This is a genomic window from Leptolyngbya sp. AN10, assembly GCF_050565645.1.
Taxonomy (GTDB): Bacteria; Cyanobacteriota; Cyanobacteriia; order Leptolyngbyales; family Leptolyngbyaceae; genus Leptolyngbya.
Genome location: NZ_JBNXVP010000023.1, coordinates 61,468 through 87,888 on the forward strand (window position 1 = coordinate 61,468; position 26,421 = coordinate 87,888).

Annotated in this window: 18 protein-coding genes; 10 read left to right on the forward strand and 8 right to left on the reverse strand. The window is 45.6% G+C overall.

Annotated features, from left to right (window positions below; genetic code table 11):
- Position 1 precedes the first annotated feature (1 nt).
- From ACQ4M5_RS27095 to ACQ4M5_RS27115, 5 genes are all read left to right on the forward strand, one after another.
- Positions 2 to 526: a phage tail protein gene (locus tag ACQ4M5_RS27095; protein ID WP_430678858.1), complete on the forward strand. Its 525-nt coding sequence runs from the start codon at positions 2 to 4 to the stop codon at positions 524 to 526.
- A gap of 21 nt (positions 527 to 547) precedes the next feature.
- The gene (locus ACQ4M5_RS27100; protein WP_430678859.1) at positions 548 to 5,254 is read left to right on the forward strand and encodes a hypothetical protein; all 4,707 of its coding nucleotides are present in this window, start codon (positions 548 to 550) and stop codon (positions 5,252 to 5,254) included.
- Between the two features lie 27 nt (positions 5,255 to 5,281).
- On the forward strand, positions 5,282 to 5,887 hold the full coding sequence (locus ACQ4M5_RS27105; protein ID WP_430678860.1) for a hypothetical protein: 606 nt from the start codon (positions 5,282 to 5,284) through the stop codon (positions 5,885 to 5,887).
- Positions 5,888 to 5,909: 22 nt separating this feature from the next.
- Positions 5,910 to 8,201: a VgrG-related protein gene (locus tag ACQ4M5_RS27110; protein WP_430678861.1), complete on the forward strand. Its 2,292-nt coding sequence runs from the start codon at positions 5,910 to 5,912 to the stop codon at positions 8,199 to 8,201.
- Positions 8,202 to 8,289: 88 nt separating this feature from the next.
- Positions 8,290 to 8,610 carry a J domain-containing protein gene (locus ACQ4M5_RS27115; protein ID WP_430678862.1) on the forward strand — a complete coding sequence of 107 codons (321 nt, stop codon included), beginning with the start codon at positions 8,290 to 8,292 and terminating at the stop codon, positions 8,608 to 8,610.
- 287 nt (positions 8,611 to 8,897) lie between these two features.
- Here the strand turns inward: ACQ4M5_RS27115 and treS are convergent, their stop codons facing one another.
- Positions 8,898 to 12,167, reverse strand: coding sequence for a maltose alpha-D-glucosyltransferase (gene treS, locus ACQ4M5_RS27120; RefSeq protein ID WP_430678863.1), 3,270 nt, complete (start codon positions 12,165 to 12,167; stop codon positions 8,898 to 8,900).
- Positions 12,168 to 12,341: 174 nt separating this feature from the next.
- Between treS and malQ the strand changes: the two genes are divergently transcribed.
- Positions 12,342 to 13,829, forward strand: a complete 1,488-nt coding sequence (malQ, locus tag ACQ4M5_RS27125) for a 4-alpha-glucanotransferase (RefSeq protein WP_430678864.1) — start codon at positions 12,342 to 12,344, stop codon at positions 13,827 to 13,829.
- Between the two features lie 174 nt (positions 13,830 to 14,003).
- On the opposite strand, the gene ACQ4M5_RS27130 is transcribed toward malQ, so the two are convergent.
- The 3 genes from ACQ4M5_RS27130 to bchD all read right to left on the reverse strand — a co-directional run bounded on the left by ACQ4M5_RS27130 (position 14,004) and on the right by bchD (position 19,624).
- Positions 14,004 to 16,355 carry a PA14 domain-containing protein gene (locus ACQ4M5_RS27130; protein WP_430678865.1) on the reverse strand — a complete coding sequence of 784 codons (2,352 nt, stop codon included), beginning with the start codon at positions 16,353 to 16,355 and terminating at the stop codon, positions 14,004 to 14,006.
- A 268-nt stretch (positions 16,356 to 16,623) separates the two neighbouring features.
- Complete coding sequence (locus tag ACQ4M5_RS27135; protein ID WP_430678866.1) at positions 16,624 to 17,529, reverse strand: alpha/beta fold hydrolase; 906 nt, start codon at positions 17,527 to 17,529, stop codon at positions 16,624 to 16,626.
- Positions 17,530 to 17,581: 52 nt separating this feature from the next.
- Positions 17,582 to 19,624: a magnesium chelatase ATPase subunit D gene (gene bchD, locus ACQ4M5_RS27140; protein WP_430678867.1), complete on the reverse strand. Its 2,043-nt coding sequence runs from the start codon at positions 19,622 to 19,624 to the stop codon at positions 17,582 to 17,584.
- Here bchD and ACQ4M5_RS27145 point away from each other — a divergent pair.
- Entirely contained in the window at positions 19,614 to 19,742 is a 129-nt protein-coding gene (locus ACQ4M5_RS27145; protein ID WP_430678868.1) for a hypothetical protein, read from the forward strand. The genes bchD and ACQ4M5_RS27145 overlap by 11 nt on opposite strands.
- Positions 19,732 to 20,904 carry a DNA double-strand break repair nuclease NurA gene (locus tag ACQ4M5_RS27150; protein WP_430678869.1) on the forward strand — a complete coding sequence of 391 codons (1,173 nt, stop codon included), beginning with the start codon at positions 19,732 to 19,734 and terminating at the stop codon, positions 20,902 to 20,904. The genes ACQ4M5_RS27145 and ACQ4M5_RS27150 overlap by 11 nt, the downstream gene beginning before the upstream one ends.
- Here the strand turns inward: ACQ4M5_RS27150 and ACQ4M5_RS27155 are convergent.
- Positions 20,869 to 21,255, reverse strand: coding sequence for a tetratricopeptide repeat protein (locus ACQ4M5_RS27155; RefSeq protein ID WP_430678870.1), 387 nt, complete (start codon positions 21,253 to 21,255; stop codon positions 20,869 to 20,871). The genes ACQ4M5_RS27150 and ACQ4M5_RS27155 overlap by 36 nt on opposite strands.
- 147 nt (positions 21,256 to 21,402) lie before the next feature.
- Between ACQ4M5_RS27155 and ACQ4M5_RS27160 the strand changes: the two genes are divergently transcribed.
- Positions 21,403 to 22,014 (forward strand): DUF4126 domain-containing protein, encoded by a 612-nt coding sequence (locus ACQ4M5_RS27160; protein WP_430678871.1) that lies wholly within the window; start codon positions 21,403 to 21,405, stop codon positions 22,012 to 22,014.
- A gap of 22 nt (positions 22,015 to 22,036) precedes the next feature.
- On the opposite strand, the gene ACQ4M5_RS27165 is transcribed toward ACQ4M5_RS27160, so the two are convergent.
- From ACQ4M5_RS27165 to ACQ4M5_RS27175, 3 genes are all read right to left on the reverse strand, one after another.
- Positions 22,037 to 22,309, reverse strand: a complete 273-nt coding sequence (locus ACQ4M5_RS27165) for a hypothetical protein (protein WP_430678873.1) — start codon at positions 22,307 to 22,309, stop codon at positions 22,037 to 22,039.
- Positions 22,310 to 22,611: 302 nt separating this feature from the next.
- Positions 22,612 to 23,172, reverse strand: a complete 561-nt coding sequence (locus tag ACQ4M5_RS27170) for a Uma2 family endonuclease (RefSeq protein WP_430678874.1) — start codon at positions 23,170 to 23,172, stop codon at positions 22,612 to 22,614.
- 33 nt (positions 23,173 to 23,205) lie between these two features.
- Complete coding sequence (locus ACQ4M5_RS27175) at positions 23,206 to 23,706, reverse strand: L,D-transpeptidase (protein ID WP_430678875.1); 501 nt, start codon at positions 23,704 to 23,706, stop codon at positions 23,206 to 23,208.
- 158 nt (positions 23,707 to 23,864) lie between these two features.
- Between ACQ4M5_RS27175 and dnaK the strand changes: the two genes are divergently transcribed.
- Entirely contained in the window at positions 23,865 to 26,387 is a 2,523-nt protein-coding gene (gene dnaK / locus ACQ4M5_RS27180) for a molecular chaperone DnaK (protein ID WP_430678876.1), read from the forward strand.
- Positions 26,388 to 26,421 lie beyond the last annotated feature (34 nt).

Below are 26,421 nucleotides of genomic sequence, written 5' to 3' on the forward strand. Positions count from 1 at the left end.
AATGTTTTCTCGACCCAGACCTCAAATTCGTCTTTCTCAACGCAGGCAGTCTGCTAAATCTCGTCCTACAACTAGCGATCGACTTTCTCATGCGTTTAACTATGTGACAGCAAACCGTTTCTATGTCGAAATGGAAAGTACACTCACTGCGTGTTTTTCTAGCTGCCAGGGCTTGAGTGCGAAGAATAATACAACGTTGCTGAAAGAGGGCGGTCTTAATACACGCCAGCAGGTTTTATTAGGACCTGTGAGCTATACAGAAGTTACTTTGAGTCGCGGTATCACAGATAGTTTGATGTTCTATCAGTGGTTGGAGACATCTTTTAGTGGAGGAAAGAAGTTTCAGCGGCGAGATGTGACGATTTTATTGTTTAATCAAGCTGGAGAAACGATGCAAGCTTGGACATTAGTTTCAGCCGTTCCTGTGGGTTGGAAAGCGCCTTCGTTTCAGGCGAGTTCAACGAATTTGGCGATCGAAGAATTGAGTCTTGCATTTGAAGAACTCAAAGTGGTCAAAAGAAAGTAATACTATCGGTAGGCTTGAACGATGGCGGAATTTTCTGATAGTTCTGATGCTCGTGATTTGTCTGAAGAACAATTAGACCAGGAACCTCTGGGGATTAAACGTCCTTTGGGGATTCCATTGCTTCAACCTAAGTTTATTACGCCACTAGGCGCGAAGCCGTTAGGAATGCTGAAAAGTGATCCGTTTGATGGCATTGCGAACTATCAATCGATTAGTCAGCAGTTTCAAGATTTTCCGATTTCTAATGGTTCTGAGCCTGAGATAGTTCCTGTTCAGCAAAGTACGAGCATTAATTCAGTTGATGGCAATTTCTCGATCGTTGAACCCGAAGTTGCTCAAGCGAAAGTTTTAGCGAATGAAGCGATAGAATCACAGTCTAACGGGCAAACACTGGAAGTCTCTCAGATTGAATCGTCGATCGTACAATCAGAACAGCTAGAACCTCAAGCATCATCAGGATTAAATGAAGTATTCAGCATTCAACAAAAAGCGGATGTTTCTGAATCAAATAATCAATTAGAGGATACTGCGCTACAGTCTGATATCTATACGATCCAAGACGAGTTACAAGTATCAGGAAATTTTGTAGAATCGCAGACTAAGCCGATTCAGCAATTCGTAGAACCTGATAGTGATACAATCGAGCTTTCTGAGCTACTACAGGCGGAACAGTCACAAGTAATTGACCCGATTCAGCAACTTGTAGAGCCTGATAGCGATACGATCGAGCTTTCTGAGCTATTACAGGCGGAACAGTCACAAGTAATCGACCCGATTCAGCAATTCGTAAAACCTGATAGTGATACGATCGAGCTTCCTGAGCTACTACAGACCGATCAATTTACAGCCGCAGATGCACAAAATTCAGAATCGACTAGAGAGCTACAAGTTCCATCACAGCCGATTCAGCAAGCGGTGGAAAGCGTAAATGACTTAGAATCTGAAAACTTCATTGAGCCAACAAAAGTAGATAGTATTCAGCAAAAGGTTGATAGTATTCAACTACAAGCTTTGACAGATGAAACTGTACAGCTACCCGTAGCGGAGACAGTTTCAGAATCGTTTAGTGCAGGTGATCTCACATTCCAGGACAATGCACAAACTTTAAATCAACCCATCCAACAATTTTCAGAAGTTGCAGATACAGAACTTTCACAATCTGAACCCGCAGCATTATCACTAGAATCAAATACGATTCAACAGAAAGCCGACCCAATTGAGCAATCTTTAGAAGCTACAGGTTTTGAAAAACTTGGAGCTATAGCGCCATTACCAGAAAATAGTATTCAACAGAAAGCGAATTCTGATAGTTCTCAAGCTTGGATTAGTGATGCTGAGATACTATCAACAGAGCAAATAGATCTTTCACAACCTTCGATCGAGGAATTCTCTCAGCCAGATATCCTGCCAGCAGTAACATTACCAATCGAGCCTGAACTATCAACAAGTGGAACTGAAACTAATTCCATTAACGTTGCATTTGATCAGGGCATTAAGAAGACTGAAGCTCCGGCTCCAAGCGGGACTGAGACATTGCCCGTTCAGCGATCGACACCTCCTAAGCCTACATTGGGTCAATCGCTCAAACAATCCTTTCAAAGTCTGACTCAACGATTCCAGCAGAGTCTTTTCAGCAATAAAGTAGACCAGAATCGTGAAGCGATCGCTTCTACTCCAGATGCAACAAATCTAGACAATCAGCCGATTCAGCAATTCGCTCAAGCAGATACTATTGAGAATTTAGATGAAATTGAATCACAGGTTGATCAAATCATCGAGCAACCGCTAGAACAATCATCAATTGATTCGCAGGTAAGCTCAGATTTTGTTGATATTCAATCTTCAGAAAGTGTCAACATCCCCGCAACACCCGTTCAAGCATTCAGCGTAGAGCAACCGCTAGAACAGCCACCGATTGATTTGCAGATAGATTTAGAATGTACTGATAGTCAGGCTCCAGAAAGCATTCCTAGTTTTGAGCCACCTGTCCAGGCATTCAGCACAGTAGAACAACCCATAGAACAAACACTTGTCGATTCGCAAATAAGTCTAGAATCTGTTGATGTTCAACCTTCAGAGAATAGTTCTATTCCTGAGCCACCTATTCAAGCATTCAGCACAGTAGAACAACCCATAGAACAAACACTTGTCGATTCGCAAATAAGTCTAGAATCTGTTGATGTTCAATCTTCAGAGAATAGTTCTATTCCTGAGCTACCTGTTCAAGCATTCAGTACAGAACAACTATTAGAACAGGCACCGATTAATTCGCAGATAGGTTCAGACTTCACTGGTGGTCAGACTTTAGAAAGCATTCCCATTCCTGAAACACCGATTCAAGCAGCCAGTACACTACCAAATATTGAAACGATAATCAGCGAGAATCCTGTTCTAGAAACGAACGAGGAATTTCAAGAAGCAACTTATTTTGAAACTGCTACAGAAGAAAGTCCTGTCCAACGTTATGTTGAGCCTGCTATTTCGGAGAGCTTGGTTTCTGAAGTAATTGGGGTGCAACCTCAGGAGAATGGAAGTACAAACGGTAGTTTGAGTGAAAGCTCTGTGGCAGATCACGAGATCCTTCCGAATAGTGCGGTGATTCAGCAGTTTGAAAATACGGATCATGATGCTGTAGCTAATCTTAAACAGGACAATGAAATTGAACAATTGAGTTCTACGATCGCATCTCAAACCACAACAATTACATCTCAATCATTCTTCGCTGAAACTCCAGTTCAGCAATCATCGGCGCGTCAGATAGACACACAAACCGAGCAGTCTGACAGTACAGATTTAAGTTCGGAAGTTTCAAATATCCAAGCTGATTCGATCAATACGATCGAGCCTCCAATTCAGCGATCGACAATTTCGCCAAATTCTGATGCGACCAAGCCTTCTGCACAATCAGATAATTCGTTCAGCGTTAGTTCAGATATCACGACAATTCAGCGATCAACACTCTCAGAGCAAATTCTCGAATCTACTTCAGAAAGCATTGACAATGATTCAATCGCAACACCGAATTCGATACCGTTTCAATCGGAGCAAAATGTTAATTTTGAGCCAGTTCAAGCATTCTCAAGCATAGATAGCAATCCTGAAACAGCCGCGCAAGACAGTGTTCCTAATTTAACGATTGAGAATGCGATCGCGCAATTCAAGATTGAAGCTAACGCTGAAAGAAGTGATAATACGATCGCTGATAGTCATATTTCAGAAATCACAGACGAGCTTAAATTGCTTGATGGAAATTCTCAAATACTACCAGAAGTAACCATTCAGCGATCGGTTCCGAATTCTTCTGTGCAATTGGATATTAACGAAGCGATCAAGCCTTCGCCTGAACTATCCAGCTTTCAAACTCCGATCCAAGCATCATCCAAAGAAGAATCAGACATCTCACCTGAGTTTGAGAGGGACATTCAGCAGGTAGAGGATTTACAAAGTGCCGCTGATGCTGTTTCCAATGTACTTAACCAGACGATTTTGCCAATTCAGCAGGCTCAAGATTCTCCATCGATCGAGCAGAGATTAGATCAAGTTATCTCTAATTCATCTCAACCATTAGCAATTCCAGAACAAGCTCCCGAATCCACCTCAGAAGAAACTAATTCTATTAGCGAATCGCTTCCAAAGATCGAAACATCAAATTTATTACCACTTCAAACAAAGCAAATTGATAGTTTCGAGTTCGTTCAAATAGATCAGGGTATTTCACCTGAAACGGAAGTAACCGAATTGTTGAATGATTCCGGTTCACTTCCATCTGAAATTTCTGCTCAAGATTCATTCTCTGATACGTTTAGCAACCCTTTACAAGCTAAGACAATTGAAAGCGATCCAGCAGCGAATTTAGAGTCGATCGATACTTTCAATTCTCAAGAAGCAATTCAGCGATCGACTAATACTTTACAATTTGCTGAGACCATACCAGAACCAACAAGCAAAGAAATAACTTCGATCAATGTCCAACCCATTCAACAGCAATCAGATCCAGAACCAACTGTTGCACAGCTTCTCGCACAAGGCAATTTACCTCAACTTCCTTTAGGTCTTCAGCCTCGCACTCAAAAGCCATTAGGCATTGTTCAATCCTTAATCGCTGCACCGAATCAGCCAGAGAGTGAATCTACTGTTGTACAACCGAAACTAATAGACTCGATCGACGATTTCACCTGGCTCGATTCAGACCTCGACCAAAATGACAACACGCCTGACTCCTGGGACAGTATCGAAGAACTTTTAGGAGAATCAGAGCCACCGCAGACGGATTGGAATCTCGATCAAACTATCCCTTCATCGAGTCCACCAACGATTCAGAGAACAATCGATCCGCAATTTCAGAACAATGATCCGATTAGTGTCAGAGTTCCAGAAGTACAGCCGATGCAATTTGCGATCGACTACGCCGAATTTAGCGATCGCGACTATAGTGATACAAGCTCCAGTGATGCTCCCATTCAAGCTAAAAACTATGAATTTATTTCTAAAAACTCAGTCAATCCAGAAACACTTGGCAAAGTTCCTGGAGAGGTGAACTATGCGGATAATGTACTCTCTGCGGCAGTCGATGAAGCCTTAGATAGAACATTACCGAAAGAAGAAAGTATTAATGATGCGAACAATCTGGAAGTTCTCGCTCGCGAGATTTATGGACTATTGAGACAACGGCTAGAAATTGAACGAGAACGACATGGAAATCATTATTCGGGTCGTTTGCCCTGGTAACAAACTTTGAAATCTGGAAGCTAATCTATGCCACTTTTTCGACCTGTTTTCTCTCCCCCAAGCCCTGTTTGGAATCGAACTTGGAATCAATCGTCTCAGCCTAAACAGCAACCCTCTGGGAGATTGCAGAAAGCAAGATTGTTGCTCTCCCCCAATGAAGCGGCAAGACTTGGGATTCGAGGTGCAGCATCGGGTAACGCTGGCTCGATCGTGTTTCAATACAATCCAACTGAACTTAAATTCGATCACAGCCTTGAAACGAAACCTGAAGGTCGCACCCAGACAGGTTTGCGTAAAACCAGTTTTGCTGGACCCAATCCGACAAAGCTCGCGATTAGTAACATCACATTTGACACGTTTGAGCAAGGCATTAGCGTGAAGACCCGGTACATTGATCCTTTGCTCAAATCGATGAAGCTTAGTTCTGGTATACCTACCGGATACATGGTCAGAAGTACGGTTAGACGACCTCCTATCTATACGTTTTGCTGGGGACAAAATCGTTATTTACGCTGCTTTGTGAAACAAATTGACTATAAATACACTTTGTTTCTTCCTGATGGAACTCCGGTGAGAGCAGTAGCGAATCTGTCTCTGGAAGAAGCGACGCAATTTGTGAGAGCGAAAAAGTAACTTTATTGGTAAGCTTACGACTATGGCGAATCTTGTTGCAAGCCTTCGACTCGAACTGGGTGGAGTGCCTGCGCCGAACAATTTAATTGAAGACATTCTGCAAGTTTCTGTCGAAGAAAGTTTGCATCTTCCAGCGATGTTCACGTTGGTGATTAGCAATCCTTACGCACCCGGAGATGCAGGCGATCAACCGTGGCAACATGAGTCTTTGTTCCAGTTCGGGCAAACGGTTCGGATTGGATTTGGTGAAAGTGCTGTAGAGCTAGTCGATCGAGAAAATTCAAACTATGTGATCGAAGGGGAAATTACTGCGATCGAAGCTCACTTCACGGCGGATAGTCGCGCTCCGATCGTGGTTCGCGGCTATGATTGTTCTCATCGCTTGCATCGGGGACGACATAATCGATCGTTCCAAAACATGACGGATAGTGACATTGTTCGCAAAATTGCTCATGAAGTGGGAATTCCTTGCGGCACGATCGAGACGACATCGGGTCCACATGGCTACAACGATATCAATGGAGTGAATGGCTATGTGTTTCAGGAAAATCAAACCAACATGGAGTTTCTGCGCGAGCGGGCTTCACGAATTGGATTTGAGTTCTTTGTTACTGATGGTCAGTTACACTTCCGCAAGCCTGCTGCGAACAATACATTGAATTTGCGCTGGTTGCAAGACATTACCAGTTTTCGAGCGCGGTTGAGCAGTGCAGAACAGGTGAGTTCCGTTGAAGTTCGAGGCTGGGATTATAGTCAGAAACAATCGATCGTTGCAGTTTGCCATAAAGAGCAGATTGTAACAACGACAAAGCAAGGGAATGGCACACAGACCAGTCAAGCGTTTAATGGTAAGCCGAATGCTCCTAGCATGATTGTGATTGATCAACCTGTGTTCACACCCCAAGAAGCGGAAATGATGGCTCAGGCGTTGGTGGATGAACTGGGGGGAGAATTTATCTATGCGGATGCAAGAGCGATCGGGAATCCTAAAATTCGCCCTGGACGATTGATCGAACTTAATGAGATGGGCAAGTATAGCGGTCGGTACTATGTGACTGAGACGCGCCATCTTTATAGCAATGGAACTTACACGACAGAGTTTAATGTTCGTGGATTACGGGGTGGTGATTTACTAAGTACTCTGAACTCACAGCAGCGACTACAACCGGGACAAACTCACTTAATTGGCATTGTGACGGACAATCGTGATCCGAAAGGTTGGGGACGGGTCAGAGTCATGTTTCCGACGCTTTCTGAGCAGCATAATAGCTATTGGGCGCGGATGGTACAGGTCGGAGCAGGAGCCGATCGAGGTTTTGATTGTTTACCAGAGATTGGCGATGAAGTGTTAGTTGCATTTGAACATGGGGACATTCATCGACCTTACATTTTGGGTGGAGTTTGGAACGGGAAAGATAAAACACCAGAAGCGATCGAGGATTCGATCAATGCTCAAGGCAATGCAACTGGAGCCGTTCGACTTCGCACATTCAAAACACGAGTTGGACATCAACTGCAATTTTCAGAAGAAGATCCGCTGCAAAGTTCTAATGCTCAAACTGCGATCGCGGGAACAGAACTTTTTGGCAATGGTTTAATGCGATCGCTTAAAGGAATTCATCTTAAAACTGCAAGCAATCATGAAATTGATTTGTGTGATCAGGATCGATCTAACTTAAACGGGATGCGATTAAAAACAGCACAAAATCAGAAATTAAGCTTGTCCGATTCGCCGCAAAATCCAGGAATTGCACTGCATAGTTCGATCGGTCAAAGTATTAGTTTAATCGATCGTGCTTTAACAGTTTCGACCTTACCGCAAATCAATCTGAATACAGGCGGTCATGTTGTGATTAATGCAGGCGCAAATTCAATTTCACCAACGGGTTTATCAACTGCAAAACAGTTCCTTTCATTAGGAGCACAAGCGAAAACACCCGGTGCATTGAATACCTTTATGAGTTTGCTGCCTGGGAAAATTGCGAATTCAAGCAGCACGATCGAGCTTTCTGCCGGATATGTGAATCAGTTCTCGATCGGAGGAGTGACGATCGCGGCTGGACAACTCTCGATCGCGAGAATTTTACCAGAGCAAACTTATTTGAATAGTCCGGGCATTACGATTAGTGCCTCTCCGACTGCTCCATCGTTAGATGTTCCGACTCCTGGAATGCTTAATTTAGAAGCAACGACAACGATTCGGATTAATGCCACGACTTCGGTTGTGATCTCTGCCCCATCGATTACGTTGAATGGAGCCGTCAATATCGTCGGATCGCTCTTGGTGAACGGTAGACCGCCAAGATTTGCTTAAATTTTCTGTGAAGTGGAAGGATACGGAAGAAATTCGATCGCAAACTCTCTATACTCAGGGAAAACTCCATTGACAAAGAGGATTTGCTGTGAAATTTTCGGACGATCGAGCAACTTTAGAAGCTCATTTCGCGACGCTTCATCTTGCTTCTAACGCTTCACTTTCGGAAGTCAAAGTCGCTTATCGTCAATTAGCACGACGATTTCACCCAGATCTGAATCCAAATTATGCAGGCGCGACCGAGCGATTTAAAGCGATTAATGTTGCTTACGAAGCGATTAGCCAATATTTGAATGATCGGATTCAAGAGCCGCCAAAAAAATATGTAGAATGCGATCGGGTTTCTGTTGAATCGAATGAGGTTTATAGCAGTTTCGTCGATGCTTTTATGGGCAATGCTCGACGCTAGTACTGATTGATTTTAGCGATCGTACAATCGTCTTGAACTAATAGGATGTTTGAAACGTATCGTTCATTCTCATCTTGAGCTAATAGGATGTTTGAAACGTATCGTTCGTTGCGCTCACCCGCCCCGGAATGAATTCGGGGCTAACAGAACAAAGTCCACTAAAGGGGACTAAAAGATAATTTCAATTTCTTCAGTCCGTTTCAACGGACTTCGCACCGATAGCCCCGAATTCATTCCGAGGCGAAATCGAACGCAGCGAGAAAATTTTTACACCTCTCAAACACCGCCTAATCAAAATTCTCCTTTGAGCAAAGCTCAAGAATTCGCAGCATAGCAATCTCAAGATGAGAAGAACGATCGCTTAACGCCTTTCCTAAATCAAAGATTGCTTTCTCTAGTAAGTAATGATCGAACAATCGCTGCAACTCCTCATCGTTCTGTGGTAGAAAGCTGTCTTGTCGTGCTACTTCAAGATAAGCATTCAAAAACGTTTTACTGACCCAATGTTTCCAAAGTTGCGCCCATTGCTTCATGTTCTCTAATTGTTCGGGTGCAAATTCTGCATTGTTAACTTCATTGTTAAGCGCGATCGCAGAAGCATCATGAATTGATTGCAGCATTCCCGCGACATCCCGCAACGGAGAGCGCTTCATTCGTCGATCGCTTAAACTGCGGGCAGTATTGCCTTCAAAATCAATAAACAGAAAATCTTTGCCAGTATAGAGCGCTTGTCCAAGATGAAAATCTCCGTGGTAGCGAGTCCGCATCGCAGTAATTTTCAAATCTAGGGTTTTGCGGAATCGATCGAGACAAGGCTGATACAGTTCTAAAACTTCTCGTGCTAGAAGCGGATCATCAATTTGGTGGAGCGCATTGCGTAAGGCGAGAAAGACCTGCCCGGTAAGATTTCGAGCATATTGGTAAATCGATCGCTGATACAGTGTTGTAAATGGTTCTGGTTTGAAATCAGGATTATCGTGATCTGAAGCTAATGCTAAATGCAATTCGGCTGTGCGTTGTCCTAATCGCTCAATGTTTAGTAGATAAGTCCTAATTGCTACTTGAGCGACATCAGGAATCTCATCTTGAATCGTTGGAACTTCAGCTTCAGAAGTCATCACCGAATCAAAGTAAGTTCGGAGACTATCGAGTGTGTAGTCCCAAGTGCTAATCGCATCTGAAATGAACTCTTGCAGAATCGCGATCGTTGAAGGTGCTTTTCCCGATACTTGATAGTTCAACGTTCCAATGATTTTCGGAACTTGAGTGAACCGTGATTGTAGAAACTGGCGCATTTCAAGCTCTGGATTCACTCCTTCTTCAACAATGCGGAACAGTTTGAGGATTAAAGTTGCTTCTGCATTCGTTTTGACAGATTCACCATAGAGGATTGATGTATTGTTTTGTTCGCCTCTGAAGATACTAGCTTCGAGCGGTGAAAAAGGTTCGATAGGAGTTGCGCTGAGTTGTCCGAATCGTCCAGAATAGCGATCGCCATTCGCAAACAGTTCCAACAGTCCTAGTAAGAAATTCTGATCTGCGATCGCAGCAAATAACACTCCATTGTTTTCAATTTGAGCAATGATCGATTCGTTTGCGACTGTATGATTGCTATCTGCATGAGCAACAGTCGCGATGTATGTTTCGGGCTGTCCTTGCAAATAATTGACTTGCAGCCAAACGATTTGAGCTTCACTAGACTGGTAGGGAATGGTGATCGATTCTACAATTTGCGTCGATTGAATCGATCGAGTTCTGGCTCTGAACCAGCGATGTTGCATCAGATGATTCGACAGAACCGTTTCTAAAGGAGTATTCGGTTTAGTCAATGCGGTCTGCCAATTGCCTGTTAATCGAATTGTTGGTAAGGCTGATCCTGTCATCGGTTCAACCTCTTGAGGCTTGAGGCTGAACCAGTAGAACGCATACGCTCCTAAGCTAAGAAAATAAGGAGCAGCTTGAACAGTTGGAAACTCTGTTCTACCAAAGATCTCGATCGGAATCGAACCTGCGAACTCAGATAGATCTAATTCAACAGTTTGAACAAACCGTGAAAGATTTGCTACCACTAGAATACATTCATCCTTATACAGACGAGTGAAAGCTAGAACTTTACGATTTTCGGGGTGTAGTAGCTGAAACTCCCCCCGTCCAAAGGCTTGAAATCGTTTACGAGTCGCGATCAAACGCCGCATTGCATTGAGTAGGGAATTCGGATTCGATCGCTGAGATTCTACATTCACCGTAGTGTAGTTGTACTCAGAATCTACAATTAGTGGTAAGTATAGTTTGTGTGGATTAGCGCGACTAAAACCCGCATTACGATCGTCACTCCACTGCATCGGGGTACGAACACCATTACGATCGCCCACATACACATTATCGCCCATACCAATCTCATCGCCATAGTAGAGAACTGGAGTTCCTGGCAATGAGAGCAATAGACTATTTAACAGTTCGATTTGTCGTCGATCGTTGCCTAACAAAGGTGCTAATCGTCGTCGAATGCCCAGATTGACGCGCATTTCTTTGTCCTGAGCATAAACGCGATACATATAATCTCGATCTTCATCTGTGACCATTTCCAAGGTCAACTCATCGTGATTTCGTAGGAAAATGCCCCACTGACAGTTCTCAGGAATCGTAGGCGTTTGTTGCAGAATATCACTGATTGGAAAACTATCTTCCATTCGCACCGACATAAACAATCGTGGCATCAATGGAAAGTGAAAGTTCATGTGACATTCATCGCCGTCTCCATAGTATGCCGCAGCATCTTCGGGCCATTGATTTGCTTCTGCCAGCAACATACATTCGGGATAGTTCTCTTCAACTCGCTGACGCAGCTTTTTTAGAAAAGCATGAGTCTCCGGCAAGTTCTCACAGTTTGTACCTTCGCGCTCATACAGATAGGGGACAGCATCCATTCGCAAGCCATCCACACCCATCTTTAACCAGAAATCTAGCACTTCAAACACAGCTTCTTGTACAGCCAAATTGTCATAGTTCAAATCCGGTTGATGCGAGTAGAAACGATGCCAAAAATAAGACTTAGCAACAGCGTCCCAAGTCCAGTTAGAAAGCTCAAAATCTTGAAAGATAATTCTTGCTTCCTGATACTTATCTGGCGTGTTGCTCCATACATAGAAATCCCGCTCGATCGAGCCTTCTGGAGCACGTCGAGCGCGTTGAAACCAAGGATGCTGATCAGAAGTGTGATTGATAATCAGTTCAATAATGACGCGAATTCCACGAGCATGAGCAGCTTCGAGAAATGCTTGAAAATCCTCGATCGAGCCATAGATCGGATTCACACTGTTATAGTCCGCAATATCGTACCCATCATCCCGCAACGGTGACGGGAAAAAGGGCAGCACCCACAGCGCAGTGACTCCTAAATTTTGTAAGTAGTCTAGTTTTTCAGTTAAGCCGCGAAAGTCCCCAATCCCATCCCCGTTACTATCCGAGAAAGCGCGAACTGGAACTTCATAGATAATGGCATCTTTGTACCATTGAGGATCAGAGTTCAGCGTTGAGGACTGCATCATCGTCAGCATTGATTTGCCTGAAATTACGGTATTACGCTAGTTGATCCCGGTTATTTTCATCATGATCCTAAGACTGATTATTTACAATGTACGTTTGTGATAGAAGTTCCATCTTTAGAATCATGACTTGGCTCATCAATTGCAGTAAACTCTAGCGTTGATCAGCGTGGAGGGATTTGGGTGATGTTTCAGCGATCGAGCGGAATTCTTCTACATCCAACGAGTTTACCGAGTCAATTTGGCATCGGTGACTTGGGAAAATCGGCGTATGAATTTGTGGATTTTTTGGCAAAAAGTGGTCAATCACTTTGGCAAATTCTGCCCTTAGCACCGACCGGATATGAGCATTCACCCTACACGATGAATTTTAGTGTGTTTGCTGGAAATCCTTTGATGATTAGCTTAGAACAGCTTGCCGAAGAAGGATTGCTTAAAACAGATGAACTGATCCCGATGGAAGGTGGCTTAGAACGAGTAGACTTCGATCGAGTAATCCCCTACAAAACAAAACTGCTCAAATTAGCTTCCGATCGATTCACTCCTAAATCTGAGTTTGATCAGTTCTGCCAACAACAATCCGATTGGCTTGATGATTTTGCATTGTTTATGGCACTGCTCGAAGCGAATCCAGGAAAGAACTGGAATCAATGGGATTCAGCGATCGCAAATCGCGAACTTTCGGCGCTCCGATCGATGAGTGAAACCTTGAAAGAAGCAGTGCAATTTCACAAATTCTTACAGTTCAAGTTCTTTGAACAATGGATGAAATTGCGCCAGTATGCAAACTCGAAGAACATTCAAATTATTGGCGATATCTCGATCTATGTTTGTCATAATAGTGCCGATGTTTGGGCACATCCAGGGATTTTTAAGCTCGATCGAGAAACGTTTGAACCGACTTACATTGCAGGCGTTCCACCTGATTACTTTAGTGCGACGGGACAGCTTTGGGGCAATCCAGTTTACGACTGGGATCAGCTTCAGAAAACGAACTATGAATGGTGGATACAACGCTTTCAAACGACTTTGCAATATGTAGACATTGTTCGAGTCGATCACTTTCGCGGTTTCCAAGCGTATTGGCAAGTTCCCGCAGGTGAAGAAACTGCGATCAAGGGGGAATGGATCGAAGCACCTGGAGCCGAATTTTTTGAAACCTTGGGGCAACGGTTAGGTCGATTGCCAATTCTTGCCGAAGACCTTGGAATTATTACGCCTGAAGTCGAGGAATTACGCGATCGCTTTAATTTCCCCGGCATGAAGATTCTACAGTTCGCCTTTAGTGACAATGCCAGCAACACCCATTTACCGCATTGCTATGTGCAGAACTGCGTGGTTTATCCTGGAACACACGATAACGATACTGCGATCGGCTGGTGGAACACAGCAACATCACACGAAAAAGAGTTCCTTGTTCAATACATCGGCTACAGCCCAGATAAAACTAACATTCATTGGCTCTTAGTTAGAATGGCGCTTGCTTCAGTTGCAATCTGGGCGATTCCGGCATTGCAGGACATTTTTGGATTGGATGGTCGATCGAGAATGAATGATCCGAGTCAGTATGCAGGAAATTGGAGATGGCGATACACCAGTTCTGAAGTGCTGACCGATGAACTGGCGGAGAAACTACGATCGATGACGGCTTGTTACGATCGGCTCAAATCGTAAGCCTGAGTCTGTTCACAATCTTGTGTCAATGCTCCCGACTCGCTTCGGTTCAATTCACCCGGAAATTAATTTCCGGGCTAATAGGCGAAAGTATGCTGAAGCATACTCAGAGAGAAGTTTAGTCCCTTCAGTGGACTTTCCTCTGTTAGCCCCGATTTCAATCGAGGGCGAGACTTAAACCAGTCGAATTTGACTAATATCCAAAGCGGGCGAACCTTGTAATCGTGCAATCACCGTTTCGCTACCATTGTTATTCAGAGATAGTACGCCATTGTTGTACAAAAAGGTTGGTGTATTAAGCGTTGCTAATCCATCAATGATTAACTGTGGCATCGACTCCAAACTTAGACCAAATCCAGCAGCCGAAATTTCAAATCGATCGAGCGCTGTAAAGTCTGTGATCAAATCTCCACCTTCAGTTGCATCTCGGTAGACAAATGTATCTACACCCGCGCCCCCTGCTAAAACATCGTTTCCTTTACCACCCATAATCCGATCGTCTCCCGCACCGCCATCGATTCCATTCACGCCATCATTTCCAACTAACATATCGTTGAACTCTGATCCGATCGCATTTTCGATACTAATCAATTGATCGCGATCGACTGCGAAGTTGCCTTGGACCGTTCCAAAACTGCTATTCAAAGCATCGTACCAAGACTGTCCCATGATGTTGAAGCCTTCCAGAGTTGGATGAACACCCGCATCGGTTGGAAGTGGAGTAATGTGAGCCGCTGTGAGCTTCGATCGCATATCGACCAATTGCACTTTGCGCCCTTGAGCGACTTTTGCCGCAATCAAAGCAGGAAGCAGATTGTTATAGTCGATCGCTTTTTGAGGCGACCAAGAGAAACCCAGATCTCTCCAAGCTGTTGCAGCTTCAGGAAGAATCGGCGCGATCGTAGAAACAAGAACAGTCGCATCCGGTGAAGCATTCGTAATTTGATCAATCAATTGGCTTAACTGATCGCGCATCACCGTGGGCGTATCTGAACTATTCGTATCATTCGTGCCAATCATCAACAACACTACATCCGCTTGCAGAGTACGAAGATTGATCTGAGAGCGGCTGATTTTCGTCGCAATTTGATCGATCGTATCTCCTGGATGTCCTTCATGCTCTTTATCGCTCAGAGCATCAGAGGCTTGAGTTTGAGAGCCAACAAAATCGAACGTAATACCATTGCTCGTTGCTAAATCACTCAGAACTCCTCGATATCCCCCTCGCGTGATTGGTGTTCCTGTCTGTGTTCTCGGATTGTAAGCAGAGACTCCATAAGTAATCGAATCTCCCAGCGGCAAAATTCGCGCCATTCGACTCGCAATTCCTTGTGCCAAATCAACAGCGACTCCGCTTCCTGCTTCCGCATAGCTCACTGTGTCATCGCCCACACCGCCATCGATCGTATCGTTACGACTGCCACCGATCAAAACATCATTGCCCGCATTACCTCGCAGCACATTATTGCCGCCCATTCCCCGAATTAGATTATTGTTCGCATCGCCCTCGATCGTGTCATCTAACTGTGTTCCCCGAAATGAGACGTTAAACAGACGAGCTTGCGGAACGACTTGTCGAGCTTGACCGGGATACCACCACTCCAGACGCATCATCGCCGCGCCTGTTCGATCGTAGTAATCCATGCGAATGTCGTACCATTTCCCCGCTTCGAGCGCGATCGTGCCACGATTTTCCACATTGTTCAGATCCACCCATCGATCGACGATCGATTGCCCATTAATCCAGAGCCGAATCCCATCATTGGAAGTGGTCGCAAACGTGTAGGTTCCCGTGGTTGGAGCTTGAATTTGTCCCGACCAGCGGACCGAAAAAGTATCCGGTGCAACGCCAACGTAAGGTGTACCTGTTCCCCAGTTGAAATCGATCGTCGGATCGACCCGTGTGGTAATCAGGTTGGTGAAGTTTGAATTATCAAAATAGTCTCCAGTGAGTCCAGTCCCTAAATTACTGGTAGCTGAACTTGCAAGCTGAGACTGAGGAATGATTTCGCGGGCTTGTCTAGCACTAAACCATCCCAATCGAGCGACGGCTCCCCCTGTATTTTCAAAGTATTCGAGCCGAATGTTATAGCGTTGTCCAGCATTGAGCGTAATTGCACCCCGTCGTTCAGTGGGAGCCTGATTTACCCAGTTAATGATCACAAGCTGATCATTAACCCAGAGCCGAACTCCATCATCCGCGATCGTGTAAAACGTATAGGTTTCTGTAAATCGGGCTTGAACTTGCCCGCTCCACCGCACAGAAAAGGTATCCGGTGCGATCGTATGGGGTGATCCCGCTCCCCAGTTAAAGTTGACGGTTGAATCAGTTCGAGTCGCGATCTGATTTGTGAAATCGAGATTGTCGAAGTACTCCGCCTTGAGTCCAGTGCCACTCGGTGTGAGCGTGGTCGCATTGAGTAAGGACGATCGAGTTTTTGTGAGTTCTTCAGGGGTTGGAGTGAGGGGAGTGGCAAGCGCCAGCGGAGATTGGGTAGAAGTCGTCAGTGCGTCAGCGTTCATCATCAAGTACTGCTAAAAGTGGGCAACTTGGTACTTGATGCACCCTAATGAGTGTTTATTTTCCCGCTCGTGGACGCGATGATTCGGATGCAGGCGGAGACTCGACCCGCGTAATCTCGGTTCTAGAGAGTGATTGAAGGCAATCAAACAGGAATACTCTCTATGGTAGTGAGGAATACCAGAATGATTCTAAGGATTCCGTGAAGAAGACCTGTGAGACTACGGAGTTAAGATGTATTTTTCTTGAACTTGATCGAATTGCGATCGTGCTTCACAAAGAATCTAATTTCCCAGATTGCTCGATCCACCGCTGAAGAATCGGATTAACCATGTCTGGAGCTTCATCTTGAGGACAGTGCCCCACGCCAGGAAGTGGAATAAATTCTTTGACTTGTGGGTATTCAGCAAATTTTCGACCTAGCGCGATCGGTTCCCAGGGATCTTTTTCGCCCCAAAGTACGATCGCTGAACAAGGCAATTTTGGAAATAGATCTTCAGGCAACGGTCCAGAAGAATAGCCTGTAAACGCAATGAATACGGCTGCGGCTCCCTGATCAGATGCGGCTCCAAGCAACAGTTCAACTAATTCATCGGTAACGGCTTCAGGGTTTGAATAGGCTTTCAGCAGAATGTTTCTCACTGCTTTTGGTTTAGCAATCTGAATAAAAAACCATTGTCCAAAGGCTTGATTTTTCAGAACTTTTTGTAAGATCGGCGCACCGATGCGTTTGATCCAAGGCTGTGTGGCGCGATGTCGATCGTGCAGTAATCTCAATGAGCAATTTAACAAAGCCAGCGATCGAGCAATTTCAGGATGATCGACCGCTGCTTGCATTACCGCAATACAGCCGATCGAGTTTCCAATCAAAACCGCTGGCTCTCCAATGACTTCGCGGCAGAAATCCGCAATCTGATCGCTCCAAGTTTCAAACGTATATTCGATTTGCTCAACGGGTTTGGGTTTCGCAGATTTGCCGAATCCGATGAGGTCGATCGCATAAACTCGACAATTTTTTGCCAGTTCTGGAATGTTTTTGCGCCAGTGGAAAAAAGAAGCTCCAAAACCATGCACCAGAACGACTGGAATTCCTTCGGTTCCTTGCGCTTGATAGGCGACTTGGAACCCTTTCCACATCCAGATTTTGTATTCCGTTGAAACAGAGGAAGCCGTCAGCATAATCGCGATATGAACTTACTCTCTAAGCGTACAGAACTTATTAAGTTTTGTGTCACTTTGATTTGATATCCGCGATCGCATTCCGAGCAACTCCCGCGATCGCGGCATCGGTGGCTTTTGGCAAGTGATGATACTTTCCACCCGCTTGTTTCGCGAGTTCTTTAGCAAATCCAGTCGAGATGAATTTGTTCTCGGTATCAATCACTAATAGCTGAATACCAAGAGCGCGAATTTTTGCCGCAAGCTCTAGCAATTCACCTTTGATATCGGGCTTCTCACCTTCGGGAAGCGTTTCACCGAGCGATCGTGCGAGTGGAATATTTCCGCGCCCATCTGTGATCGCGACAATCACGACCTGTCCAATGTCACCGGATTGTTTCGCGTTCAACCCAACTCGAACCGCTTGAGTGAGTCCATGTGCTAACGGAGAACCGCCGCCGCATGGTAATCGATCGAGTCTCCGTTTTGCCGCTTCAATCGATCGAGTCGGTGGCAGTAAGACTTCAGCCTGTTCGCCTCTAAAAGGAATCAGTGAGACTTGATCTCGATTCTGATACGCCTCAGTGAGCAAGCTAAGAACTGCACCTTTCGCCGCATTCATCCGATTGAGTGCCATTGATCCAGACGCATCCACGACGAATACAATCAGCGCTCCTGCTTTTCGAGCCAGTCGTTTCGCCCGAATGTCCGTTTCTTCCACAAACACCCGTTTGCGACCTGTAGGAAGCGGTTCTGATGATCTTGCTCGTCTCGATTTTTGATAGGGTGCAGCCGTTCTGAGAGTTGCATCCACCGCGATCCGGCGAACTTTCCCTTTCGGCAACATCGGTTTAATATAGCGCCCGCGATCTTCAGAAAGTACGATCGTGCGACTTCCCGATTTTCCTTGCCGCGTTGCCATCTGAGCAAAGTACAACACTTCAGGATCAAGAATCACGCCTTCTGGATCAAAGACGAATTCTTCTGGAATGTTGGGTGTATCTTGCTCTGGTTGATCTTCCTGTTCGTCTTGGTCTTCTTGTTCCTCCTGCTGATCTTGCTCCTGTTCGGATTGATCTTGAGGTGGTGGTGGTGGCGGTGGTGGAGGGGGCGCTTCTTCGGGAGGCGTTTGAACGATCGTCGATCGAGGAATGATCACCAATTCGACTGCTTTTCTCAAGTCCTCTGCATTCACCAGAGTCCGACCTTCTAAAGCAGCATGAGCTTTTGCAACTCGAAGCGCGAATAACTCGGCTCGATGTCCTTGCACTCCACCGCGAACTGCTTCTGTGACTAAATATTCAATCTGATCCAAACTAATCTGAACATCTTTAAGCCATTCTCGCGCCAAGAGGATCTGAGTTTTCAGCGCGTCAATGTCTTCGTTGTACTGTTCGAGGAAAGCTTGAGGCGAATTAGAATAGCTCGTTGCTTGTTCCACGGCTTGAACTCGATCGTCGAGTCCCAAAACCATATCTGCCGACAAAGAGATCGCAATTCGATCGAGCAAATGTTCCCGCAATGTTCCTTCTTCGGGATTGTAAGTTGCAATCAACAACGGCTTACAAGGATGCTGAAAACTAATGCCTTCCCGCTCGATCTGATTCCGACCATCAGTTAAAGCTGACAGCAATAAATTCGAGATCTGATCATCTAAAAGATTAATCTCATCCACATACAGCACACCTCGATTCGCTTCCGCCAACAATCCAGGCTGAAAGACCGTTTCACCCTGTCTAATCGATTGACTGACATCGACTGATCCAAGCAATCGATCTTCGGTTACGCCTAAAGGAATCTGCACAAATGGAGCGCGAATCACTTCCGTCGGAACATCTTCAACATTGCCGAACTGTTCCAGCGTGAAATCATCCCATTCTGCGATCGCACTTGGTTCACAGTTGCTCACGGAATCTTTCACAACCTCGATCGGCGGCAAGAGTGCATGAATCGCACGAGCCATCACAGATTTGGCAGTTCCGCGTCGTCCAGCAATAACGACTCCACCCAAACCGGGATCAACCGCAGCAAGCAGCAGCGCGAGTTTGATCGCTTCTTGACCAACAACGGCAGCGAGAGGAAAAGCTGTAATTTGAGAATCGATCGTGGCAGGCATTGATAAATTTGAATTGCTATCAGATCCACAATACCAAGATCTGTGGCTGGTTTTCGCCGCGATCGAAAACCTTTGGTATAGTACTCGAATACCAACTGGTGCGAGTCATGCCGATTAAGCCATCTGAGATTTTGAGCTTGCTCGATCGTAAACGCGAAGAATTCATGTCGTTTGATCAAGCTGCCCTTCAAGCGCTCCAACAGTACGGAACGGCACTGATTCAAATGTCGCAAAAATCAGATCAAGCATTGCTCAAAGCTTTAGAAGAAATGCAAGACTGCGGAGCAAGACCGATCGAGCCGTTGGGACTGTTTCCCGAATGGGTTATGCACTCGAATCTAAGCTGGCAAAATCGCGAAGAAAGCTTGGAATGGGTACGCGATCGCATTACCGGAATTTCTACTTTCTCAGTCGATGGTTCTCAAATCTATCCGAGCAAGGACTTTTCTATTCCCGTTGCATTAGTTCAAATCGGTTGGTTTGAGAATGATCATTTACCGTCCAATCAGTACGAGAAAGATATCAAAGTCGATATCATGACTCCGAATGATTTGAAAGTTGGACGGGGTGATTTAGCCGATCGACGAGTGAATCTGCGACGATTTGAAATGGAATGCGATCGCATTATTCAATACATGGAAGAACACGCCGGGAGCCAATCTTGTCTCGCGTTCTTCGATGGTTCCTTGATTGCGACCTTTGCAGAAGCATTTGACGAAGAAACCCGAACCTTCTATGTGAGATGTATTCGCAGCGTCTTAGAAGCGAGTGAAGACTATCGCGTTCCAGTCGTTGGCTATGTCGATACTTCGAGTGCGCGAGATCTCACAGAAATGTTGCAGCGATTGTGTAATTTACCTGAAAGTAAAACAATCCACGATGCTCAATTGTTAAATCGAGCGAAGAACAAAATGCAATGGGGCGATCGCACTCCAATCTTCCTGTCTCAACGTCCTGGAATTCGAGATTTATATGGCTATCACCGCGATCGCGTTGCTTTCACGTATTTAAAAACGAATAAAGATAGTTATCCTGCTCGAATTGAACTGCCGCTCTGGATTTACGAAGAAGGTTGGCACGATCGTATTTTAGATTGGGTTCGTGCTGAGATTGTAATCGGTGGCGGATATCCTTATGTGATTGAAACAGCGGATCAGGTTGCAGTATTGAAAAACGACGATCGACAAACTTTCTACCGCTTACTACAAGACTGGGCAGAAAAAGAAGATCTCACCCTCAGACTCTCACGCAAGATGATCAGCAAAGCTCGACGGAGATAGTACTAGCTTTTTTCTCAATCCGATCGAAGCTCTCGCATGAATGTAAGCAGGATCGGAATAGTGATCAATTGCTCGATCGTAGGATTCGATCGCATTCCCATACGCACCCATTTCCATCAATAACAATCCGCGATTAAACCAAGCTTGATGATAGTCAGGCTGTAGAAATGTTGCTCGATCGTAGTTGTTCAGTGCTTCTGCAAATCGTTTCAGTGCAGAAAGCGCATTGCCCCGATAATTCCAAGCTTTCGAGCAATTCACGTCTTCTCGAATCGCTTGATCAAAATGTGCGATCGCTTCTAAATATTCTCCTCGCTGACAACATTCACAACCTTTCTCCAAGCTTTCCATATCCAGCACCAAAGACTCAGCACTTTAAGTATCTGACCTTTGTTCTCTACCGTCTGGATGGGATATCTCGACTCGATCTGATTCGGTTAGCAGAGTTGATCAATCTCGATCGACTTCTACACTAAAAGTGGCATTGAGGGCAAACCCGTGGATTTCACATTCAATACAATCATTGAACTGCTTTTAGGAATTAGCTTAAGTGCTGCGGCTGGATTTCGTGTATTTATTCCACTATTAGTTTTAAGTGGTGTTTCAGTCTTTGGACATTATGATTTGCCGACTGATTTCGATTGGATTGAGAGCATTCAGGCGTTTGATCTGTTTGCGATCGCGAGTGTTCTCGAAATCATTGGCTATTCAATCCCCTGGTTTGATCACGCTCTAGACTTTCTCGCTACACCTGCCGCGATCGTGGCTGGAACTGTTGTTGCCGCCTCAGTTGCTCCAGATATGAATCCATTAATTCAATGGACATTAGCGATCGTTGCGGGTGGCGGAACGGCTGGAATTACAAAATTGCTCACCAATCTATTGCGGGGCACTTCGACAGCGGCATCTGGTGGATTGACCAATCCGATTTTTGCAGCGGTGGAATTAGCGATCGCAACATTACTTTCTGTCTTAGCGATCACTTTTCCCGTAATTGCAGGACTTTTGGTGATTGGACTTTTCAGCTTTGGAATCTATCAGGTTACAAACTTAGTAAAACGCTGGCGTTCTCAGGGCAGAAACAGTTCCCTACAAAATTCTCCAGAGTGATCTGCCCTTCTTTAGAAATTGTCTAATTTCCGCAGACTAACAATCCTTCTTTCACGCCATCGGTTCTGGTTTGGACCGTAAGTTTTGGTTGCTGACCTGGATAGCAGCGAATTAAGACGCGATCGCCGCTCCGGGTCATACTTAAAACATGAATCGGTTTGCCGCCTAAAACTGCTCGATCGAGTTGTGGAGGAGTTGGCGCAGTTGCGATCGCAGGAATCAAACTCGAAATTCCAAGAAATGCAACCGTTGATCCGATCATCAATCCTGAAAAATTGCTTACAAACTTGAGCATTAATTTACACCCATCTAATTACGGACAGCTTAGATTACATATCGCACCAGGCAATTGTCAATCCTTCGATTCAGATGGTGTTTGAGAAGGATAAAAAGCGGCTTTGCTGCGTTGCGAGTTCGCCCGGAAATGAATCTCCGGGCTAATAGAGGGAACCCCGCTGAAGCGGACTGGGAGCGCAATCCGAAGTTCTTAGCCCAGTTTAGTGGGCTTCCCCCGATCAGCCCGGAGATTTATTTCCGGGCGGGTGAATGCGATGAACGATTACTTCTCAAACACTCTCATCTTTCAGCCAGCAGACTTTATCCTAAAATTTCATCGACTGCGATCGCAACTCCAGGAAAGGCTAAAAGCTCGATCGATTGACCGCGCATATAGGTCTGAAGTGATCGATATCCACTTGCACTCGGCTGCCGATAGACTTCAACTAATTCTGCATTCACATCAACGATCCAAGCTTCAGTGATGTTGTCTTCCGCGTAGAGTGGAATTTTAATTGTGCGATCGTACCGAATCGTTGAATCTGAAACCTCGATGAGCAAAAATACATCGTTCGGAGTGGGATGTGCAGAAACATAGAAATCATCTCGTCGTCTGAGCAGTGCAATGTCAGGCTGAGGCTCAGAATATTCGTCCACTTCAACTGGGTTCTGACCAGAAATTATGATTTGATCTCCAAATTTTCTGAAAAACAAGTGAGTTAGCCGTCTGACACCTGCTGCGTGTCTCGTTCCGATTGGTGTCATCTCAACAATTTCTCCTCGAATTAATTCCACTCGATCGCCTTCTTGGAAAACTCCAGCTTCCATCATGCGGTGATACTGCGCGACCGTGAACAATCGCTTCAGAACTTCGGTTGTCATGGCAAAACTCCCGGCAATAGTACATCTAGATTATCATTCAACAATCACAGGCGTTCCGATCGACACTTTTTCAAACAGCGCGACGACATCTTTATTCCGCATCCGAATACAGCCATGTGATACCGCTTGCCCGATCAGTTCCGGTTCGTTCGTGCCGTGAAATCCAAGTTGAGTTTTGCCATCCGTCCAAAACCCGATCCAGCGAACTCCCAAAGGATTATTTGGACCTGGCTGAATAATTTTGCCTGTTCTAAAATTCTTGAAAACTGGATTCACTTCTTTTGAAAACACCTGATATTCTCCTGGCGGCGTTTCCCAGCCTTTTTTCCCAACCGCGATCGCATAATTTGCAATAATCACGTTGCCCTCATATACAAAAACTCGCCGCGCCTTTGGACGTACCACCAGTCGAATTTGATTCGTTTGCGGTTGAGACAACGTAATTTCAGCCGTCGATCGCCAATCAGGAACCGCTACCGCTTGGGTTTCTCCAAACAACACCAGAACGCCAAATAAAGCAGGAATCCATTTCATAGCACTTTTACTTTCACACGCTATTAATATCATTCCGACTGATTCCGCTAAAATTATCAAGCTTCGATCGACACATCTGATCAGGCTGAACAGCGGATGTGGAAGTGACAAGATAGAATAAGTCCAGAAAACCTTATGATCGCAGGCTAGAAAAGCGAATGGGTAGAGTCGTTGGGATTGACCTGGGAACAACCAACTCGGTCGTGGCAGTCATGGAGGGCGGTAAGCCAGTAGTCATCGCCAATGCCGAAGGGATGAGAACTACGCCGTCGGTAGTTGGCGTAAATAAAGACGATGAACGTTTGGTCGGACAAATGGCTCGTCGTCAGGCAGTGATGGACCCACAAAATACATTTTTTGAAGTAAAACGCTTCATGGGGCGCAAGTATAGCGAACTCAGTCCCGAATCCAAGCGCGTTCCTTACACCATTCGCAAAGATGAGTCGGGCAATATTAAGCTGAAATGCCCCAGATTAAAGCGGGATTTTGCGCCTGAAGAAATCTCGGCGATTATTTTGAAAAAATTAGCCGATGAAGCCGCACGTTATTTGGGCGAACCTGTTACCGGCGCAGTGATTACCGTTCCTGCTTATTTTAATGATGCTCAACGGCAGGCGACACGGGACGCGGGACGAATTGCCGGATTAGAAGTGAAGCGGATTCTGAATGAACCGACTGCGGCATCGTTAGCGTATGGACTCGATCGAGTTCAAAGCGAAACGATTCTGGTGTTTGACCTCGGCGGCGGTACGTTCGATGTCTCGATTCTGGATGTCGGTGATGGCGTATTTGAAGTGAAGGCGACGAGCGGCGATACTCAGTTAGGGGGAGCCGAATTCGATAAAAAAATCGTCAACTGGCTTGCAGAACAGTTTCTAGAACAGGAAGGAATCGATCTACGTAAAGAACGTCAATCCTTACAGCGACTCACCGAAGCGGCAGAAAAAGCGAAAATCGAACTTTCTGGCGTGGGCGTGACAGAAATTAATTTGCCGTTTATTGCAGCGGATCAAGATGGTCCGAAACACTTGAATGCACGATTAACTCGATCGCAGTTTGAGGGCTTGTGTGAAGATCTTCTTTCTCGCTTGAGAAATCCCTTGAGAGAAGCCTTTCGAGATGCGGGACTGTCTCCACGCGACATTGATGAAGTGGTCTTGGTCGGTGGCGGAACCCGGATGCCAATGGTACAAGAAGTGGTTCGAGCGTTGATCAATCTCGAACCGAATCAAAACGTGAATCCGGATGAAGTCGTTGCCGTTGGAGCCGCGATTCAAGCTGGAATTCTCGCGGGCGAGGTGAAAGACATTCTCTTACTCGATGTCACTCCGATCTCAGTCGGACTCGAAACGATTGGCGGAATTATGAAGACGCTGATTCCTCGTGGCACAACGATTCCCACTCGTCGATCAGATACTTTTTCAACTTCCGAAGACAATCAAACTGTTGTCGAAGTTCACGTTCTTCAAGGTGAACGATCGATGGCTTCGGGCAACAAATCTTTGGGACGCTTCAAGCTCATGGGCATTCCTCCCGCACCGCGTGGAATTCCTCAAGTTCAAGTGGCGTTTGATATTGATGCCAATGGCATTTTGCAAGTGACCGCGATGGATCGCACCACCGGACGCGAACAAAGCATCACAATCCAAGGCGCGTCAAACTTGAGCGGTGCTGAAATCGAACAAATGATCGAAGATGCGAAGCGATACGCTGAACTGGATGATCTGAAGAAAGAAAAAGTCGAGAAGCGCAATCGTGCCGAAGCCATGACTTATCAGGCTGAACGCCAATTGCGAGAAGCGACTTTAGATTTCGGTTTCCAATTCGTTTCATCGTATCGCAACCGGATCGAGCCGCAGGTTCAACGACTTCGGGAAGCACTGGCAAATAATGACGATCGAGGAATTGATATCGCGGAAGCAGATCTAAAAGACGCGCTCTACGATCTGCAACGTGAAGTCTACGAGCAAAACCGACTCGAAGAAGGCGAAGGCGGCATTCTCAAATCGATCAAAGACTTCTTCCTCGAAGATGACGACGATTACTATTACGACAATCGCCGCGATTACCGAGATGATTACTGGAGCGGTGGACGCAGCGGATACGCGCTAAATCCGGCTCCTGAACCGCCCTATCGCCCAAATTATCCAAGCCGAGATACCTATAACGATCCTTATAGTTCTGGAGGTCGATCGACTCCCCGTGACGATTACGGTTCTGGAGGACGATCGACTCCTCGTGACGATTTTGGGTCTAGTGGAAGATCAACACCTCGCGACGATTACGGTTCCGGTCGTTCTGATTATGGTTCAAGGGGTCGATCGACTCCTCGTGATGATTATGGCTCTGGAGGTCGCTCAACTCCCCGCGATTCCGATTTCAACAGCCCGCCACCTCGTCGGACTTCTGATCCGTACGGAAGCCCTTACGACGATTCCTCTACCCGTGACCGTTCAAGCCGCGATTCCGAATACTACGATTACGGCAGCCCTCGCCAAGATCGCACTCCCCGACGCAGCGACGATTCTGATCCGCCCCGTCGCGATCCTGCTCGTGGTCAATCGGATTACGACTCGGATTATTACAACGATCGTACCCGTCGCGATGACACTCCCCGCAAACGTCCAAACCGTCCCAACTATCAGCAAGATAACTGGGATGACGAAGACGATTGGCTGTAGACTATCCGGGACGAAGAGAAGTGCGCTGAATCTT